Origin of the sequence: Collinsella aerofaciens, assembly GCF_015552075.1 — a bacterium.
GTDB lineage: Bacteria > Actinomycetota > Coriobacteriia > Coriobacteriales > Coriobacteriaceae > Collinsella > Collinsella aerofaciens_Y.
This window is the reverse complement of record NZ_JADNDZ010000053.1, coordinates 1-18,871: the sequence shown is the minus strand read 5'-3', so window position 1 is coordinate 18,871 and position 18,871 is coordinate 1. Positions and strand designations below refer to the sequence as shown.

The 18,871-nt window shown below is 60.3% G+C and carries 17 protein-coding genes; 5 read left to right on the top strand and 12 right to left on the bottom strand.

Annotated features, from left to right (window positions below; genetic code table 11):
- Nucleotides 1-128 precede the first annotated feature (128 nt).
- The gene (locus tag I2D41_RS03835) at nt 129-419 is read right to left on the bottom strand and encodes a CDP-alcohol phosphatidyltransferase (RefSeq protein WP_118260475.1); all 291 of its coding nucleotides are present in this window, start codon (nt 417-419) and stop codon (nt 129-131) included.
- Nucleotides 420-710: 291 nt separating this feature from the next.
- On the opposite strand from I2D41_RS03835, the gene I2D41_RS03830 reads away from it, so the two are divergent.
- Complete coding sequence (locus I2D41_RS03830; protein WP_195363599.1) at nt 711-1,238, top strand: nitroreductase family protein; 528 nt, start codon at nt 711-713, stop codon at nt 1,236-1,238.
- Nucleotides 1,239-1,447: 209 nt separating this feature from the next.
- Here the strand turns inward: I2D41_RS03830 and I2D41_RS03825 are convergent, their stop codons facing one another.
- From I2D41_RS03825 to I2D41_RS03815, 3 genes are all read right to left on the bottom strand, one after another.
- The gene (locus I2D41_RS03825) at nt 1,448-1,828 is read right to left on the bottom strand and encodes a hypothetical protein (RefSeq protein WP_118081712.1); all 381 of its coding nucleotides are present in this window, start codon (nt 1,826-1,828) and stop codon (nt 1,448-1,450) included.
- Nucleotides 1,829-2,106: 278 nt separating this feature from the next.
- Entirely contained in the window at nt 2,107-3,324 is a 1,218-nt protein-coding gene (locus tag I2D41_RS03820; RefSeq protein ID WP_195363598.1) for a helix-turn-helix domain-containing protein, read from the bottom strand.
- Between the two features lie 265 nt (nt 3,325-3,589).
- A complete protein-coding gene (locus I2D41_RS03815) occupies nt 3,590-4,624 on the bottom strand; it encodes a YeiH family protein (RefSeq protein WP_195363597.1) in 1,035 nt (344 codons plus the stop codon).
- A gap of 193 nt (nt 4,625-4,817) precedes the next feature.
- On the opposite strand from I2D41_RS03815, the gene I2D41_RS03810 reads away from it, so the two are divergent.
- Nucleotides 4,818-5,519, top strand: a complete 702-nt coding sequence (locus I2D41_RS03810; protein WP_050766156.1) for a GntR family transcriptional regulator — start codon at nt 4,818-4,820, stop codon at nt 5,517-5,519.
- Nucleotides 5,520-5,632: 113 nt separating this feature from the next.
- Here the strand turns inward: I2D41_RS03810 and glmS are convergent, their stop codons facing one another.
- The 3 genes from glmS to I2D41_RS03795 all read right to left on the bottom strand — a co-directional run bounded on the left by glmS (nt 5,633) and on the right by I2D41_RS03795 (nt 9,238).
- A complete protein-coding gene (gene glmS, locus I2D41_RS03805) occupies nt 5,633-7,480 on the bottom strand; it encodes a glutamine--fructose-6-phosphate transaminase (isomerizing) (protein WP_195363596.1) in 1,848 nt (615 codons plus the stop codon).
- Nucleotides 7,481-7,675: 195 nt separating this feature from the next.
- Nucleotides 7,676-8,323: an amino acid ABC transporter permease gene (locus I2D41_RS03800; protein ID WP_229042099.1), complete on the bottom strand. Its 648-nt coding sequence runs from the start codon at nt 8,321-8,323 to the stop codon at nt 7,676-7,678.
- Between the two features lie 33 nt (nt 8,324-8,356).
- Nucleotides 8,357-9,238, bottom strand: coding sequence for a substrate-binding periplasmic protein (locus I2D41_RS03795; RefSeq protein WP_138341340.1), 882 nt, complete (start codon nt 9,236-9,238; stop codon nt 8,357-8,359).
- Nucleotides 9,239-9,483: 245 nt separating this feature from the next.
- Here I2D41_RS03795 and I2D41_RS03790 point away from each other — a divergent pair, with 245 nt between their 5' ends.
- The gene (locus I2D41_RS03790) at nt 9,484-10,596 is read left to right on the top strand and encodes a LacI family DNA-binding transcriptional regulator (RefSeq protein ID WP_229042098.1); all 1,113 of its coding nucleotides are present in this window, start codon (nt 9,484-9,486) and stop codon (nt 10,594-10,596) included.
- A 113-nt stretch (nt 10,597-10,709) separates the two neighbouring features.
- Here the strand turns inward: I2D41_RS03790 and I2D41_RS03785 are convergent, their stop codons facing one another.
- Complete coding sequence (locus tag I2D41_RS03785) at nt 10,710-11,360, bottom strand: HAD family hydrolase (protein ID WP_195363593.1); 651 nt, start codon at nt 11,358-11,360, stop codon at nt 10,710-10,712.
- 173 nt (nt 11,361-11,533) lie between these two features.
- Here I2D41_RS03785 and larE point away from each other — a divergent pair, with 173 nt between their 5' ends.
- Together larE and I2D41_RS03775 are read left to right on the top strand one after the other, a co-directional pair.
- Nucleotides 11,534-12,412 carry an ATP-dependent sacrificial sulfur transferase LarE gene (larE, locus tag I2D41_RS03780; RefSeq protein ID WP_195363592.1) on the top strand — a complete coding sequence of 293 codons (879 nt, stop codon included), beginning with the start codon at nt 11,534-11,536 and terminating at the stop codon, nt 12,410-12,412.
- 357 nt (nt 12,413-12,769) lie between these two features.
- Nucleotides 12,770-13,753: a DNA/RNA non-specific endonuclease gene (locus tag I2D41_RS03775; RefSeq protein WP_195363591.1), complete on the top strand. Its 984-nt coding sequence runs from the start codon at nt 12,770-12,772 to the stop codon at nt 13,751-13,753.
- Between the two features lie 129 nt (nt 13,754-13,882).
- Here the strand turns inward: I2D41_RS03775 and I2D41_RS03770 are convergent, their stop codons facing one another.
- The 4 genes from I2D41_RS03770 to I2D41_RS03755 all read right to left on the bottom strand — a co-directional run bounded on the left by I2D41_RS03770 (nt 13,883) and on the right by I2D41_RS03755 (nt 18,690).
- Entirely contained in the window at nt 13,883-15,958 is a 2,076-nt protein-coding gene (locus I2D41_RS03770) for an elongation factor G (protein ID WP_195363590.1), read from the bottom strand.
- 310 nt (nt 15,959-16,268) lie between these two features.
- Nucleotides 16,269-17,033, bottom strand: coding sequence for an amino acid ABC transporter ATP-binding protein (locus I2D41_RS03765; protein ID WP_271741642.1), 765 nt, complete (start codon nt 17,031-17,033; stop codon nt 16,269-16,271).
- Entirely contained in the window at nt 17,026-17,679 is a 654-nt protein-coding gene (locus I2D41_RS03760) for an amino acid ABC transporter permease (RefSeq protein WP_229042096.1), read from the bottom strand. Before I2D41_RS03760 ends, I2D41_RS03765 begins: the two co-directional genes overlap by 8 nt.
- 150 nt (nt 17,680-17,829) lie before the next feature.
- Nucleotides 17,830-18,690 carry a transporter substrate-binding domain-containing protein gene (locus I2D41_RS03755; RefSeq protein ID WP_195363589.1) on the bottom strand — a complete coding sequence of 287 codons (861 nt, stop codon included), beginning with the start codon at nt 18,688-18,690 and terminating at the stop codon, nt 17,830-17,832.
- Nucleotides 18,691-18,871: the final 181 nt, after the last annotated feature.

The window sequence follows — 18,871 nt, the reverse complement described above, 5'->3', positions numbered from 1 at the left end:
GTCCGAGTTTTGACTATCGTCAATACGCTCGTTGTTTATGGTCGGCTCTACATAAGCATATCGACAAAAAAAGACCGCCGGCGCGGGGGCGGCGCCGGCGGTTGCGAGAGAATATCAGTTGTTGGCCGTTAGGCAGCAACGGCCTCGTAGACCGTGGCGCCCGAGAAGCTATCGTGCAGGCTCTTGCCGCAGATCCACGGCAGCTCGACGACCTCGCAGACCGTGTTGACCAGCTCGGAGCAGTCAGTAAAGTGGCCCTTATCGTTGAGGGCCTCGCAATCCTGAACACGCCAATAGCCATCGGTGTGCGTGATGTAGTACTCGTGATCATTGATCGACACGAAAGCGCGCGTCTTGGAACGCAGCAGCTTCAGAAATCCTTCGAAGTCGGTCTCGACGACATCTCCAGCCTGGAACATGATGTTACCTCCTGGCCCGGCGCCACCATGGCGCGTTGATAAACGTTGGTGCTCCTTTAGTAAAACCTTTATCAGAGCTTATGCGCGCATCATTTAGGCAAGTGGTAAAAAACCGCAGGGTAGACGGGATAAAACGTTTAACCATCCCACCGGTTTGTCACATTCTGGCTGAAGTTTTATGCAAACCAACTATTCCACTTGGTAGCTTGCGTTGTTTGGGGCCGACTACGCGATTACGGTTTTGGTTCGGCGGGTAAGAACGAGGCATCGAAACCAACGTCAGGAGGACCCATGGAGACCATCGAAGCACTCATCCACCGCCGCAGCTGCCGCAAATACAGCGATCGCCCTGTCGAGGCCGAGAAGCTCGCACGCATTATCGAAGCCGGCCAGTACGCGCCGAGCGGCATGGGACGCCAGCCGGTCACGTTCGTCGCCGTCACCGACCCCGCAACCGTCGAGCGCCTCTCGCAGCTCAACGCCCAAGTTATGGGCAGAGAGGGAGATCCCTTCTACGGCGCCAAGACCGTTGTGGTGGCGCTGGTCGACCGCAGCGTGCCCACGCACCTGGAAGACGGCTCGCTCGCCATGGGCAACCTGCTCAACGCAGCCTATGCGCTGGGCGTCGATTCGTGTTGGATCCACCGCGCGCACGAGGTCTTTGACTCACCCGAGGGACTGGAACTGCTGACCAAGTGGGGTCTGCCCGCCGACGGAAGCCTGCGCGGTGTGGGCAACTGCATTCTGGGCTATGCCGAGGGCACGCTTCCCGAAGCAAAGCCGCGCCGCGACAACGTGGTGTATGTTCCGCCGTTCTAACGAACGGCGGAACCGTTGACGCTGCGCGAGCCGCATTAACGCCAATCTGACGTTCAATTTCGAGGGCGCGACCAAAAGGTCAGCGCCCTCTCATTTCACGTCACCTTGGCGCAAATGCGGCCCGCTCGCTGTTGGTGCCTGACATCGAGTGAGCCACTGTCTTGGGCAGCTAAAAGGCCCCGTCCCATATTTGCTGCCCCACTCGCAACTTATCTTGCCGATGGAGTTGTTGCCGTTTCGCTCGTCTGACTCGCATCGGCGTCGTCGCTTTGCCCGCCTTCGTCCTTTTGAGCATCGGCAATGGTGGCAGCAGCTGCGACCATACCGCGCTGGGGCGCCACACCCGTCTGGTCTTGTGCGCCTTCAACAAGCTCCGTGCCAGCATGCGCAAGTTCAGGCGATTTGAACATCGCGCCCAGACTCGCGCCGTCGCCGGCATATCCGAGCGCCGCGAGCGCGATGACGATTATCGCGGCAACGACCACGATCGGCACGTAACGATGCCAGCCTGCAGGATTGAGGCCGCTACGGCGGGCAGCACCGCGGCTAATGTAGCCAAGCGTTCCATCGTGCTTGAGCTTTGAGCCCACCACGCGCCTTCGTCCCCACAACGAGGACTCGGCCTGCATGGCCAAGCGAGCGCTTGCCGAAGGATAGCCATATTTTGTGCGCTTGAACGAGCCGTCGAACCCCGAGGCGCTTTTGCCCCACGTCCGCGAAGTCGTACGCCGGCCGACCGGCGCCGCACTTCGCTTTGTTCGGTTCGTTTTTGAAGTCTCCGCCATACTCCCCCGCACGCCGTAACACAATCGAAACAATGCTTCTTTGGACTGTATCACACGCGCCGCACGCGGTCACGGCGCCTCGCTCAGCGGTCGTTGTCCTTCAGCAGGCGCCATAAAGTCGTGCGGCTTATACCGAGCACCTCTGCCGCACGTGTCCTGTTGCCGTGAAGGTACTGCAGGACCAACCGTGCGACATCGCGCTCGGTATCGGCCAGGGGACGCAAGATGTACAAATCGCTTTCGAGCGCCGGGGCGCCAAAGGTCGCGGTCTTGATAACGTCCTCCTGGGCAAGCACCTCTTTCGCCACGGCACGCTCCACCGTTCCAGCCCCCACTAATATATAGAGTCGTTCAGAGACTTCACGCAGCTGCAGGTAATTGCGGGGCCAACGGTACGCATCGAGCGTCTCTGCCGCGGCGGCGGACAACATGGGGGCACCCGTCTTAAACATATCTGCCAGATACCCTAGATAGCGCGCAACCTTTTCCGACGCGCCGCCCTGCTCGGCAATCGCCGGCGCCACACTCACTGCACAGGCCAGACGCTCGGTTACAAAAGCAGCCTGATCGCTTTCGCCGCCGCCCGGCATATCGTTTGCCGTCAACACCACATGGCAACGAGTTGCGAGCGCCGTGTCGATCATTGCGGACACGAGCTCGCGCAGACGTTGGGGGCCAACAGCATGCCAGCCGCTCACGCAAAGCGTCAGCCCCGTTTGGAATAGCGGCGATTCGGAACTTTTGAGCAGATGGCGCCAACCGCGATCCGTAAGCTCATCGAGCGCAACGGACACAAAGGGCTGATCGGCATAGGGTCCATCCAGGTACAGGCGTTTTGCAATCTGGTCCTGCCCCGCGCCCAGTTCACCCTCGAGCATAAGGGGCACCCCGCGTGCGTAGCTCTCCCGTACGGGGGCAGCGACCGCTGCCGCATCTTCGACGATGCCGTGCGTGCTCGACTCGTAGCGAGCCTCGACTTCGTCGGCATTGAGCCACTCGATGCCCGCATGCGTCGCAGCGGCGCGCACCTCATGCGCCACGACCACCCAAAGCGCTCCGCGCTCCTTGGCCGTCGGGCGCACCGTCAAGCTCAACCGCACGCCCTCGTGGCCCATCACCAGGCGTGCCCCATCGCCCACGCGAGCGAGACGCTCAGAAACAAAAGCAGCGATATCCTGCTCGAGCGCCGCGTCACTCATAGTCGAGATTACAACGCCACCGCGCCCGTCGATTGCCAGCGCCGATACTCCGGCTGCGGACAATGCCTCAATCAGAATCTGCAGCTTGGCATCGCTGTCCATGGTTCGCCCCGTCTCCAGCCGCGGCCCTTATCTGTGGCTTGGCATCTCAAGTGTTTCAAAATTGAACGATAATGTTCACCAAACACTATAGGGCCCGCGGTGCCTTCTTGCGAATATATGAATTGCCCCGCATCGCCATCCTGGCGGGGCGATAAGAGCTCTTCGGGACCTATCAACCTGCGGACAAGCCATACCCGCAAGAGCTCCTATCGCTCCACCGTGAGAATGCGCTCGCCAGCACGCAACACGCAAATCAGCTACTTCTCTACCAGATTCCCAGCACGTGCTGCATTCCCAAACTCATGCATGCAATGCCAATCCAGCAGCAAAAGCCCAACGCGATGGGTTTGCCGCCCTTTTTGACCAGCTCGACGATATCGGTATTAAAGCCAATAGCCGCCATGGCCATCACAATAAGGAACTTCGACAGCTCCTTGATGGGCGCCGTAATGGACGCAGGAAGCTGAAGCACCGTGGTGATCACGCTCGCCAGCACAAAGAACAACACGAACATGGGAAACGCACGTTTAAGCGAGAACGTGCTTTTGGCGTCGCCGCCGGCCTTGCGCGCCAGATGCATCTGCCAGCATGCGAGAGCCAATGTAATGGGAATAATGGCCAGCGTCCTGGTGAGCTTAACCACTGTGGCGCTTTCGAGCACATTGGCGCCGGGATGCATGCTATCCCAGGCGCTCGCCGCAGCCGTTACCGACGAGGTGTCGTTGATGGCGGTGCCGGCAAACAGGCCAAAGCCCTCGTTGGTCAGCCCGAGCATGCCGCCGAGCGTCGGAAACACGAGCGCCGCGATAACGTTAAACAGGAAGATGACCGAAATGGCTTGGGCAATCTCGCGATCGTCGGCATCGATGACGGGCGCGGTCGCAGCGATGGCAGAACCGCCGCAAATCGACGAACCCACACCCACAAGCGTCGCGATCTTGCCCGGCACGTTCATAACGCGGCAGAGCACAAAGGCGATGACAAGCGAGGTCGAGATTGTCGCCACGATAATCGGCAGCGACTGGGCGCCCTTGGACAGAATCTGGGAGAGGTTCATGCCAAAGCCAAGCAGGATAACCGCGTACTGCAAGACTTTTTTGGACGTATAGGTGACGCCGGCGGCGAGCTGTTCGCGACGATTCTTGGGAAAGACGAGCGCCAGGACCATGCCAAAGAGGATGGCGAATACCGGACCGCCGACCACCTCAACCTGTTTGCCGAGCAACGTCGCGGGAATGGCGATGATCAGGCAGAACAAGACGCCTTTCCAGCGCTCGCGTACGATATTTGCCAGTTGCATATGGGATTCCTTCTTTCTATTTCACGTTTGCGACGGCTTATGATACGGCAACATTGAGCACAGCCTTGCGCAAACACAGACTAAGATGCCGCGATAGTTCTCAGGCAACAGCCGAATTACCCACCGCGGAGAGCTGATTCGCGGCATAATTAACAACTGACATATGAGTTTGATAGAACAGTTGCGAGGCGCTATGGAAGAATCGATGCACGTCGGCGAGCAGGAAACGAGCCTACAGGACCAGTCCTACCACACCATTCGACGCAAAATCGTCTACCTGGACTACAAGCCGGGCGAAAAGCTGGGCGTCAAGCAGCTTTGCGATGACCTGGACATGGGTCGCACGCCCGTGCGCGAGGCTTTGGTTCGCTTGGCGCAGGAAGGCCTGGTGCGCACCGTGCCCCAGAGCGGCACCTACGTCTCGCCCATCAACCTCACCCTTGCCGAGAGTGCCTGTTACATCCGCGAGCATCTGGAAAAGCAGGTGATTGTGGAGTGCTGTGCGCGCGCCACGTCGGCCGGCATCGAGCAGCTCGACCGCGCCATCGTGCTGCAGGAAAAGGCCATGGCCGAGGAGGATCGCATCGGCTTCTTTTTGAGCGACAACCTCATGCATCACATGATTTTTAGCATCGCATGTCGCAGCACCGTGTGGTCGTGGCTCGAAGAGACCAATGCCGACCTGGAGCGCTTCCGCTGGCTGCGCGCCGCCACGCAGGTTCTCGACAATCAGGACATCGTGAACGAGCACAAGCAGATTCGCCGCGCTATCGCCGGTCGCGACCCCATCGAAGCGAGCTTTTTGGTCAGCAAGCACCTGCACATGATGTTCCGCAACCAGACCGAGGTTCTGGACCAGTTCCCCGAGTACTTCGAGACCAGCAAGCTCCGCTAACCTGCCAAAAAGGGACAGGTTTATTTCGGCAGGTTTTACCTGGTCAAATGAAACAAGGCCCGGCTCCGCCACAACGGAGCCGGGCCTTGGTCGCCAGAACGGCGGAACAACAACTACTCCACGGTCACGCTCTTAGCGAGGTTGCGAGGCTGGTCAACGTCGCAACCGCGCAGGATGGCCACCTCGCGGGCGAGCAGCTGCAGCGGAACGCTCGCCGTGATGGGGCTGAACACGTCACGGACGGACGGCACGCGAATGATACAGTCGGCAATCTTGTTGATTTCCTCGTCGCCCTCGGTAGCAACGACGATGACCTTGGCGCCGCGAGCCTTGCACTCCATGAGGTTCGACACCGTCTTATCGTACGTTGCGCTCTTGGTTGCCACCGCGATGACAGGGAAACCCGGATCGATCAGCGCGATGGGGCCGTGCTTCATCTCGCCGGCGGCATATGCCTCGGCATGCAGGTAGCTGACCTCCTTGAGCTTAAGCGCGCCCTCATAAGAAATGGCGGCGCCCATGCCGCGACCCACGAACAGCGCGGACTGCGCGTCCTTGCACACAAGCGCGGCCTCGTGCACGGCCTCGGTCTGCGTATCCAGGATCCACTGAATCTGCTCGGCCGTATCGGAAAGCTCGCGGAACAGCATGCGCGTCTGCTTGGTGGTCAGGCGGTACTTGACCTGCGCCAGCAGCAGGGCCAAAAGCGTGAGGCTCACGACCTGACCGATGAAGCTCTTGGTCGAGGCGACTGCGATCTCCTTGTTGGCCTTGGTATAGATGACGCCGTCGCTCTCGCGCGCCACGGGGCTGCCCACCACGTTGGTGATGCCAAAGACCTTGGCGCCCTTGATACGCGCGTCACGAATGGCGGCGAGGGTATCGGCCGTCTCGCCCGATTGGGACACGGCCACGACGAGCGTCGTCGGCGTGATGATGGGGTTGCGGTAGCGGAACTCGCTAGCCGCCTCAACCTCGGTAGGAATACGAGCCCAGCCCTCAATAAGGTTCTTGGCGATGAGTCCGGCGTGGTAGCTGGTGCCGCAGGCAATCACATATACGCGGTCGATATCGTTGAGTTCCTCGAGCGAAAGGCCCAGCTCGTCGATATCGAGCTCACCGGCAGGGGTCATGCGGCCCACCAGCGTGTCGCGCACCACGCGCGGCTGCTCGTGAATCTCCTTGAGCATAAAGTCGGGATAACCGCCCTTTTCGGCCATGTCCAGGTCCCAGTCGATATGGGTGATTTTGGGCTCGATAACGTTGCCGGCCTCGTCGGTATACTCGACGCCTGCGGGCGTGAGCTTGGCAAACTGACCATCTTCGAGCACCACGACATCGCGGGTGGCATCGATAAGCGCGATCACATCGGAGGCAACGTAGGAGCCGATCTCGCCCACGCCGACCACAATCGGGGAGTCCTTGCGGGCAACGGCGATCACGCCAGGTTCGTCGGCGCACACGGCGGCCAGGGCATAGGCGCCCACCACGTGGGTGCAGGCCACGCGCACGGAAGCCATCAGGTCGCGCGTCTCGGCATAGGCCTCTTCGATCAAGTGCGCGAAAACTTCGGTATCGGTCTCGCTCTTAAAGTGATGGCCGCGGCCCTCCAGCTCTTCGCGCAGCTCGGCGAAGTTCTCGATGATGCCGTTGTGGACGATGGCGATGCGACCATCGCAGCTGGTGTGGGGATGGGCGTTGACAACGGAAGGCTTGCCGTGAGTGGCCCAGCGGGTATGGCCGATACCGCAGGTAGCGTCGCTGTCGATATTGGAAAGCTCGCTCTCCAGGCCCGCAACCTTACCCACACGGCGGATGACGTCGAGGTGAGCCGCGGCGCCCTCGCCCACCTCGAGCGCGACGCCCGAGGAGTCATAACCGCGATATTCCATACGCTTAAGGCCCGTGACCAGAATGTTCTTTGCAATATCAGAGCCGGTGTAGCCGACAATTCCGCACATAGGATAAATCCCTTCGCTCGCGTGACTGCAAAACGCCCACGCACGACGGGCGCTGAGACGTATAACGTCCGAGTATTGTACTCACACAAACGCAAGCTGATATACCAGAAGTGGTATCTTAAACTGGATACCACTCGATGCACACACCCTACCACCACAACGGTGACAGGCACCTTTGCGGTGGTTGGCACTCCCCTAGGGACGCAGGCGGCGTTCGAGCCGATTGCCCAGGGCCGTGAGTGCCATAACAATGACGTAGTAGATCACGGCCGCCACTAAAAACGGTTCAAAGGCTCGATAGGTGAGCGCCTGCACGCTCTGGGCGGCGCGCATCATATCCATCAGGCCGATGGTTGCCACCAGCGAGGAGCTCTTGAGGACCGTGATCACTTCGTTGACCAGAGCAGGGGCAATCGAGCGCATCGCCTGCGGAACGATGATCTTGCGCATCATGGGAACATAGCGAAGCCCGATGGCCCGAGCGGCATCGTACTGCCCCCGGTCAACGCCCTCGATACCACCGCGCACCGTCTCGGACACCGTCGCTGAGCCGTTGAGCCCCAGTGTAATGGCACCGGCGGCAAACATCGAAATTTTGAAGCCCGTGAGCTGCGGCGTCGCAAAGTACGCCAAAAAAAGTAACACGATGAGCGGCACGCCGCGAAAGATAGAGGTGTAGAAGTTGAGCACCGCACGCAATGGGCGACAGGGCAAAACCTTGAGCACGGCAATGAGAAAGCCCAGGACGAGTGCTATGGCCAGCGCGGCGGCCGTCACCTGACAGGTCACGACCAGGCCGCTCATAAACATCGGTATATATGGTTCTAGCAGTTCAAACTTCATCAGCATGCCCTTGGCGCGCGCCTCACCGGCTCGCTATTTTCCGGCAACCGTCGACGTACCGGAAGCGGAATAGTCGCCGTTCCACATGAAGTCGGCGCCCACATACTGCTTGATGCAGTCATCGATGGTGCCGTCCTCGAGCATCTCGCCGATGCACTCGTCAAGCGCCGCGACAAATCCGGCACCCTTCTTGGCCATCAGGCGGTACACGCCCACGTGGTCGCTCGTCTCGGAGCGATCGAGCAGGCCCAGCACCAGGCCCTCATTCGCATCGCGCATGGACTGGCCCTCGGCGCCGTCACACAGGTAGGCATCGATGCGCCCGGCGAGCACCTCTTGCAGGCACTGGTCGCCACCGTCGTACGTGTGAATATCAGCATCGGGCATGACCTTGGCGATGAACTTGTTCTGCACGGTACCGGTAGTGCAGGCGATAGACTTGCCGGCGAGGTCCTCAACGCGCTTGACGGGATCGCCGCCGAGCGTGAGAACGCCCACAAGCGGCTGATAGTAGCCGCGCGTGAAGTCATAGGTCTGCTCGCGCTCTTCGTTGGAGCTCATCGCCATGGTAAAGGCCTTGTCATCGCTCTGCACCGATGCAAGCGTGGCGGCAAAGTCCTGCGGCTCAAAGTCGTAAGAAAAGCCCAAGCGCGAGGCCATCTCGTCAGCGATAGCGATGTCCAGGCCGACAACCTTCTGCTTGCCGTCCGACTGCGTCTCCAGATAGCGATAGGGCGCAAAGGCATCGTCGCCCACAAAGGTGAGCTTGGCGCCCTTGATATCGTCGCCCGCAACCGCAGCAGAACCAGCGGCAGAGCCCTTGTCAGCGCCACTGCCAGCGCAACCGCTCGCCGCAACCATTGCAGCACCGGCGATCAAACCCAGGAAATCACGACGAGAAACAGCGCGAGTCATACCAAAGCCTTTCAATCTACGTTCAAAGCGGCTTCCATTGTAGACACTCCACCGTTTAACGCGCAGCCCAGCCGCGCCAAAACCACCACAAAGGGGGACAGGCACCTTTGTGTGGTCTGGACTCCGGTGTTTGCCCAGATAAAACCTGCCAAAATAAACCTGCCCCTAATTGGTAGGTTTTGACACCCTGGGAACAGGCGATGCTACAATCTGACTCGTACTTGAAACGCATCAAAGGGGCCGCTATGGCAAAGGTAAAAATCAGCGACGTCGCGCGCGAAGCAGGAGTCTCGCTGGGCACGGTATCCAACGCGCTCAACCACCCCGAAAAGCTGCGCCCCGAGACCCTCAAGCTCATCAACGAGACCATCAATCGCCTTGGCTACCTGCCCAACCAAAGTGCTCGTCAGCTCGCGGGCGGCGCCACCAAGTCCTTTGGCCTGGTCCTCCCCCGTCTCGACCATGGCTTCTCGCTCCAAATTGCCAGCGGCGCCCATAACGAGGCCCGCAAGCACGGCTATGACCTGCTCATCGCCAACGCCGATAACGACGACATCCTCGAGGACCACTACCTGCGCTATTTTATGGGCACGCAGATGTCCGGCGTCATGGTTCAGCCTATGGCGTCCCCCGATTGGCACCCCGCAATGGCCAAGATGCCCGTGCCGATCGTCCATCTGGACATCCACTGCTCCGAACCCGGTTACTACGTGGCCGCCGACAACGAGGCGCAAGGGCGCATTATCGCCGAGCTCGCCATCACCCGCGGCGCGCGCCATATCACCGTTGTGGGCAGAGCGGCATTTATGCAGCTCACCCTGCGCGTACTTGGCATTCATAAGGCCCTCGTCCTGCATCCCGATATCAAAATTGAGGTCATTGACGCCGGAGAATGGAATACCGCAGCCGACGGCTACAGCATTGGCGCTCAGATTGCCGGGCGCCCTGCCGACGAACGCCCCGATTTTGTCGTCGGCCTGACCGACGTGTTAGCCTCGGGCGTTATCTCGGCATTGGTCGACAAAGGCATCTCCGTCCCCGAGCAGGTTCGCGTGGCCGGATGCGACGGCAACCCACTCGCTTGGAGCGGGTCGGTCCCCCTCACCACGGTGGCACCGCCGGGTTACGAAATTGGCCGCAAGGGCGTTCAGTTGCTGATGGAGCAGATTGAGAACAAAGCCCCGGCAAAGACCAAGCATATCCGCGTCGGCTCTGCAGCGCGCACCGTCGCCGCAGTCACCGCCGCGGAGGATATCAACCGCCAAGAACTCGTGCGGCCGTTCCTCCTCGAGCGCGCCAGCACCCAGGCGAGCAGCCACGCCGAAGTCACCGCCATCAACCTAGGCGCGTATCTATAGCACGTCGGCCAGTATGCCAAAATGCCGTTTAAGCAAAAGAGGCCCGACCATTGCCGGACCTCTTTTGCTTAGGCGCAAAGACGGCCAATTGCTCGCTTCAACGCCGCGATTGCCTAGCGTACGGCCTTGACCGCCGCCGCCAGGTCGAACAGCGAATCGAGCACGGCCTCGCAGCCATCCACCACGTCCTGCGGCAGCGGCACGATATCGGGCACAGCAAAGACATGGCAGCCGGCCGTGATGCCCGAGACGCAGCCGTTGCGCGAATCCTCGACCACGGCGCACTCCTCGGGGGCAAAGCCCGCGCGCTTGCAGGCAAGCAGATACATCTCGGGGTTGGGCTTGCCGTGCACGACGTCCTCGCCACAGGTCACCGTTTCAAACTTGTCAAAGAGGCCGACCATCTTAAGGTTGCGTTCAGCCGTAGCGAGGCGCGACGACGTCGCAAGGCCCACGTGATAGCCCGCAGCCAGCAGCTCGTCTATGCACTCGGCGGCACCGGCCTTAAGCTCCAGTTCGGTCTTGACCATCTCGTCGCGAATCTCCTTGTGGCGGACATAGACCGCCTCGGTGGTTTCATGGCTGCCATAATGCTTATCGAGGATGTCCATAACATCGGGCAGCGTGCGGCCGATAAACTGATGGATCAGCGCTTCATCAATCGCGACCCCCAGCTCGGCAGAGCCCGCCTTCCATGCCTTAATGCCCAAACGCTCGGTATCGACCAGCGTTCCGTCCATGTCAAAAATAACAGCCTTGATCATATCGGTCCCCCATCGGCTCTCGCTATCGCATTACCGCAACTTTACCGCATTTAGCAACTTGTATATAACGTATATACCATATTGCACTTTCGTTACATAGATAGAAGTCTTATGACAAGCAGTCCGGTAGGATTATAGTTTTTGACCGAGTACATATTGGTAAGGATCGATTCATGTTTTCAGACACCACCGCACCTGCAAAGGAGCTTCAGGACAAACTCGCAGAGCTCGAGCAGCTGCTTTTGGCATACGGACGCGTTGCCATCGGCTTTTCCGGCGGCGTCGACAGCAGCTTTTTGGCCGCGGTCTGCGCCCGCATCATGCCTGCCAGCACGCTTCTCGTCCACCTCACCACGCCGCTCATCGGCACGCCCGAACAGGCTTCGTTTGAGCGATCCGTTGACGGGCAAGCCAACGAGGAGCCACATTTTAAGCTCCCCGTGCTCAATCTTTCGGTCGATCAGTTGCAGCTCCCCCAAGTAACCTGCAACGATGCCAATCGCTGCTACCACTGCAAGCACGCCGGCTTTACCGCTATCGTCAACCACGCCAAGTCGCTCGGCTTTCCCACCGTCATCGATGGCAGCAATGCAAGCGATCGCGGTGACTACCGCCCTGGCATGCGAGCGGCAGAAGAGCTCGGTGTACGTTCCCCTCTTATGGAGGTCGGCTTTACCAAGGACGAGGAGCGCGAGCTGCTGCGCGCATGGGGCTATCCCGTTTGGAACCTGCCGGCGGGAGCCTGTCTTGCCACGCGCGTCCCCACGGGCGAGGAGCTTACGCGCGAGAAGGTCGATTTAATCCGCGCCTGCGAGGACTACCTGCACGAACTTGGTCTGGCGCAGGTTCGCGCGCGCTTGGTCGGCGGCTGTATGCACATCGAGGCCGCCCCCGCAGATGTCGCCAAGATTGCCGCCCTCGGCGGCGGCGCCGTCGATGCCGAGGGCAAGGCCCCACTGCCCGCCGCTATCGAGTCCGCGCTGCGCGAGCTGGGCTGCGGCCACATCTCCCCCGAGGTCACCCCCTACATCCACGGCAACATGAACCTTTAGGTTACGCCGTTTTACAAACGGCGTACCTGCTCGGCGCTGCGCGGGCTCCGGGTGCGGCAATCTGACGTTCAACTTCACGGGCACGACCAAAAGGTCAGCGCCCGCTTGTTTCACGTCACCTTACCGCACCCGGAGCCCGCTCGCTCGCATCTGCTCAACCTGGACTGCGTTAACTGACCCGCCAAAAAGGGACAGGTTTGTTTTGGCAGGTTTTATCTGGGGAAACGCCGAATAGCTCCATATGAGGCAAATGAATCAGTAGCGTCTATCCCAAATCTTAAGTATTTGTTCGACAGAACGGCCTCTGCCGGCTCCTGCTAGACTGGTAGATTCCCAACCGTCCATCCAGGAGCCTCAATGTCGCGCAAGTCCGCCTACAAGCAAGTACTTTCCATCGGCACCGCCGTGGTGCTGGGATTTGCGCTGTTCACAGGGTCGCTCGACGGAGCGCCCAAGCTGCTGTCGCCGCAAAGCGATGAGCAGGCAGCGGCTCTGGCCGAGAAGCAAAACGAGAGTCCCAGCCGTACCGACGACGAGGCAGACCTGGTTGCCCGGCTCGAATCGGGAACAGCGAGCTCCTCGGACTCTCAAAATAGCCAAGACTCTGGCGATGGCTCCGAATCCACCGCGACCAACATCGGTGACGACGGTTCCACGAACAGCGCCGCCACCCCCATCGACGAAGTCGAAAACCCCGATCTCAACCGCGCCCGCGGTGTTTATCTCAGCAGCATTCCCGACTACGCCGGCAACCCCTACGTTGCCCTTCGCGCCGACAGCACGCACCCGTTGGGCACGCCGTCGTTCACGCTCGACGAGTATGAGCGCGCCACCGAAGAGGGCTGCTTTAAGAAGTTCTCCAAGCTCGACAGCTTGGGCCGCACCCGTAAAGCGCTCGCCTGCGTGGGTCCCGAATCGCTCGGACAGGGAAAGCGCGGCGATATCTCGCGTATCCATCCTGCCGGTTGGCACCAGCAGCGCTACGACTTTATTCCAGGCCAGAGCCTCTACAACCGCTGCCACCTCATCGCCTGGTCGCTCTGCGGCGAAAACGCCAACCGCAAAAATCTCCTCACCGGCACGCGCTATCTCAACGAGACGGGCATGCTACCGTTTGAAGAGCAGATTCTCAACTATATTCGCGATACGGGCAACCATGTGCTCTACCGCGTCACGCCCATGTATAACGAAGAGGAACTTGTCTGCCGTGGCGTGCGCCTTGAGGCGCAATCGGTCGAGGACCACGGCAAGACCCTCTGCTTTCACGTGTACTGTTACAACCTGCAGCCGCACGTGCAGATCGACTACGCCACCGGCCGCAACCAGGCATCCGGAGACTAGTGCCGACCGCGCCTCCCGTAGCCCAAAAAATGATCCGTTTTCCTCCGTCCCCAAGGAATCAAATAAGGCCGTCCCGGTTACCCAGGGCGGCCTTTTCGTCAGCACCTACATTGCAGGCAAAACCACACGTTACTTGGCGCGGCCCTCCTCATAGCGCTCGACCAGCTTGGCCTGAACGTCATAAGGCACCTGCTCATAGCCTGCGGGCTTCATGGTAAAGTCACCCGTGCCGCGCGTGATGGAGCGCAGGCGCGTCGAGTAATCCGTCAGCTCTGCCAGCGGCGCCTGGGCGATGACCACGGTATCGCCACGCTCATCGGTCCCCATGCCCGTCACGCGACCGCGCGATGCCGAGATGTCGCCCATCACGGCGCCGGCGTAGCTCTCGGGGATAGTCACCGTGATTTCCTCGATGGGCTCCAGCACCACCGGGTCGGCATCGGCGCATGCCTTGCGCAGACCGATGCGAGCCGCCGCGCGGAACGCCATCTCGTTGGAGTCGACACTGTGATACGAGCCGTCGTACACGGCCACGCGAATGCCCGTAAGCGGGTAGCCGGCAATGATGCCATCCTTCATGGTCTCCTGGACGCCCTTGTCCACGGCGGGGATCAGCGAGCGCGGAATACGGCCGCCCACGACCTCGTCCACAAACTCATAGCCGTCGCTCGTGCCGTCGGGCCCAATGAGCGGCTCCACGCGCAGCCAGCAGTCGCCATACTGACCGGCGCCGCCGGTCTGCTTCTTGTGGCGGCCCTGGGCACTCGCCGTGCGACGAATGGTCTCGCGATACGGGATGCGGATCGGCACGCTCTTGGCCGCGACCTTGGTGCGATCCTCAAGACGATTGAGCAGGACCGAAACCTGCGCCTCGCCCACCGCCGAAATGATGGTCTGGCCGGTCTCCTCGTCGCGGTCGATGCTCATAGTCGGATCGGCCTTGCAGGCCTTCTCGATAAACGTGTAGAGCTTCTCTTCGTCGCCGCGATTCTCGGCCTCGATGGCGATGCGGTACTGCGAGTTGGGGAACTTAAACGCCGCAGCCTCGACCTTGCCGGTAATCGAGAGCGTGTCACCCGTCTCTGCCGCCAGCTTGGGCGCCACGATGATGTCGCCGGCATAAGCGTGGCCGACCTCGGTCATGTCACGGCCGCACATCACATACAGGTGGGCCAGACGCTCACCCTTGCGCGTGCGCGCATTAACCAGTTCAAGGCCCGGCTCAAGCGTACCCGTCAGCACCTTGATAAAGCTGATGCGACCCTGCTGCGGATCGGCCAGGGTCTTAAACACAAACGCCACCGGGCGGTCATCGTCACTCGAGATCTTAAGCGAATCGCCGTCGATGAGCGGCATCTCGCCGTAGTCCGTCGGCGCCGGGAAGTACGTGGCGATGTCGTCCATCAGCGAGTTGACGCCCTGCTCCTTAATGCAATCGCCCGCAAAGACCGGCACAAAGATGCGCTCGGCGATCGCCTTGGACAACAGGCCCTCGAGCTCCTCCTGCGTCAGCGTCTTTTCGCCTTCCAGGTACTTCATCATCAGCTCATCGTCGGCCTCGGCCACCAGCTCGCACAGATGGTCGTGGGCTTCCTCGGCCTGGGCACGATACTCCTCGGGAATCTCCGACTCAACTGCCTCGGCGCCGTTGCAGTGGCGCGCCTTCATACGCACCAGGTCGATAATGCCGTCAAAGTCCTCGCCCTCGCCCCAGGGAAGGGTCACGGCACCCAAACGAGTACCAAAACGTTCCTGCAGCAGGCCCATCGTGGTCGCAAAGCTGGCCTCCGGACGCGACAGGCGGTTTACGAACACCGCACGCGCCAGGCGCAGGTCCTCGGCGGCATACCAGAGCTTGACCGTCGTTGGCTGCGGGCCGGCCTCGGCGTCGACCACAAACAGCGCCGTCTCGCAAACGCTCATCGCAGCAAAGGCGTCGCCGATAAAATCGGGATAGCACGGAGCATCGAGCACGTTGATGCGGGCGCCCTTCCAGTCGATCGGCGCGATGGTCGTCGAGATGGAGAATGAACGCTTGACCTCTTCGGGGTCATAGTCGAGCGTGGGCTTGGTGCCGTCGTGGCCGCCCAGGCGGGCGGTCTTACCGGAAAGGTGGAGCATGGCCTCGGCGAGTGAAGTCTTGCCCACCCCGCCTTGGCCTACGAGCACCACGTTCCTTACGTTGCCGGTCTTGGGAGCACCCATGATGACCTCCTTGCAGGGCCGCGCGCAATGCGCGACGCCAACGGGGAGAGTTCGCGGTCGGTGCCGTCCCGGGAGCAGCATGGTCGGCGGCCGAGCCGACTCACCCTCCAAATGTCCTATGCCACCACCCTACCCTCACAGGCGACTGTCCATGCACACCTTTCGGCGCACGTATGAATACAGGCGGCGAGAGGAGGGCGCGAGCTTGCGAGGCGATTATTGGACCCCGCCGATGCAAATAAAATGCCGCCGCAGGTCTTACGGCCTGCGGCGGCTTCGCCTCAATTAATAGTTGAGCAAATAGCTGAGCCTATCCCTCTATACGGCTCAAGAACTCACGGGTACGCTGCTCGCGCGGATGGTCGATGACCTGCTCGGCCGGACCCTCCTCGACAATGCGGCCACCGTCCATAAAGACCACGCGGTCGGCAACATCGCGCGCAAACTGCATCGCGTGCGTCACGATCACCATCGTCATATTCTGCGCGGCCAGATCCTTGATGACGCGCAGAACCTCGGCCGTCAGCTCTGGATCGAGCGCCGAGGTCGGCTCATCAAAGAACAAGATTTCCGGATCGAGCGCTAGGGCGCGGGCAATACTCACGCGCTGCTGCTGACCGCCCGAAAGCTCACAGGGCACCTTGTTCTCGTTACCCGTAAGCCCCATCTGTGCAATAAGCTCGTGTGCGCGGGCCTCCGCCTGCTCGCGCGGGCGCTTAAGCACGCGGATCGGCGCGTCGATGATGTTTTTCATCACGGTATAGTGCGGGAACAGGTTGTAGTTCTGAAACACCAGACCAAACCGCGAGCGCGCCTGTTTAGGAACATCGCCCTTTGCGTACACCGCGCCCGAACCCGCATCCGTCGCGACGGCAAGGTCGCCAAACGAGAGCGATCCACCGTCGAGCGTCTCGAGCAGCGTGGCACAGCGCAGCAGCGTGGACTTACCGCCGCCTGAAGGCCCGATAATCGCCACGACCTCGCCACGCTTTACCGCAAGCGAGATATCCTTGAGCACCTCATTGCCGCCAAACGCCTTGCGCGCGTTCGCTATATTCATTACCGAATTAATCATGGTAGTAATCCAATTTTTTCTCGGCGGCGCCCAGCAGCATCTCGACCACAAAGTTAAAGACCCAGTAAATCAGCGCCGCGATTGCAAACGGCACCATGCTCACCTGCGAGGCGACCAGGGCCTTGGCCGTCGAGAACATCTCGCCCACGCCAATGGCAAACGCCAGCGACGTGTCCTTGACCAGCGTGATGATCTCGTTGCCCATCGCCGGCAGAATACGCTTGGCGACCTGCGGCATCACGATATACAGAAACGTCTGCGTACGCGAATAGCCCAGCACCTCGGCGGCCTCGTATTGGCCGCGCGGAATGGACTGCAGGCCCGAGCGATAGATCTCGGCAAAGTAACCGGCGTAGTTGATGATGAACGCCACGACGCACGCCGTCCACTTGGAATCGGGCGTGAGCGAAATACCAAACACATAATACGGGGCAAAGTAGATGGCAAACATCTGCAGCATGAGCGGCGTACCGCGCATCACCGAAATATAGATACGCGCGATCCAGCGAAGCGGCGCGATTTTGCTCATGCGCATGAACGCCACGGGGATTCCCAGCGGAATCGACCCCAGCAGCGTCAGCACAAACAGCTGCAAACTAACCAAGAATCCCTGGCCAAGCATCTGCATCATGACCTGAATAGACAACCCAAGCTCTCTTTCACAGCAACATAACAGCGAACCCAATGCTAAAGCGGGTTTTCCAGGTGCCCGAGTTTGCCGTGAAAGAGGAGCGCCGCGTACTAAATGTACGCAAGCGACGATTTGAACGGCAAAATCGGGTGCCTGGGAAAGCCGCTATTTCAAAACCCAGTTGTCGAAGGAAAGACCGTAATCTGCATATTTGTCGCACAGGTCCTTGACCGTGCCATCCTCGTAGAGTGCCTTAAGCGACTCGGTCACGGCATCGGCGGACTTGGTGTCGCCCTTCTTAAAGCCAACGGCGTAGTGCTCGCTGGACAGCGGCTTGTCGAGCTGCGTATAGGCATCGGGCTTGGCGGCAAGCTGATACTGAGCGATCGAGAGGTCACAGGCAACGGCATCGACTGCACCACTCTCGAGCTGCATAAACGCCGTGTTGTACTCACCGATGGTATCGAGCGTAGCAAACGTCGCGGCCAGATCCTTCTGGTCGCCCTCGAGCACATCCTGTGCGGCGGAATCAGTCTGGGTAATCACGGTCTTACCGGCAAGATCGTCCCAGCTCTTGATACCCGCGTCCTTCTTGACCACGAGCACCTGCTCGTTGAGCATGTAAGGCTCGGAGAACGTGTAGCCGTCCTCGCGGCCCTCCATGGTAAAGCCGTTCCAGATGCAGTTGATGGCGCCCGAGCTGAGCAGCGTGTCCTTGGCATCCCAGTCGATAGCCTCATACTCAACGTCCCAGCCCTGCTTATCGGCAACGGCCTTGGCAAGGTCGAGGTCAAAGCCGGTGTACTCGCCATCGTCGCCTACAAAGCCATACGGAGGATAGGACTTGTCAAAGCCCACGACGAGCTTCTTGGACTCCGCAGCGCCCTTCACGTCCTTGGCTGCGGCAGAACCGGCAGCGGAGCCCTTGCCGGCACCACCACCGCAGCCTACCAGGCCAAGGCCAAGCACCGTGGCAAGCGAACCGGCTAGACCAACAAACTGACGACGAGACATATCGGTATTCATGGTATCCCCCTTGATGGCACTTTAGTTAGGTAAAGTGAGTCATGTAACGTTCAGAATCATACACTCTACCTTGATAAAGTACAAGAGAGGGGGTTGCCCGGCGCGGGCGGGGAGCGGCGCGTAATTAAGTTTCCTGCTCTACAGTCCTGCGCAAGACGGAAAGCACATTAAGTGCTTTCCT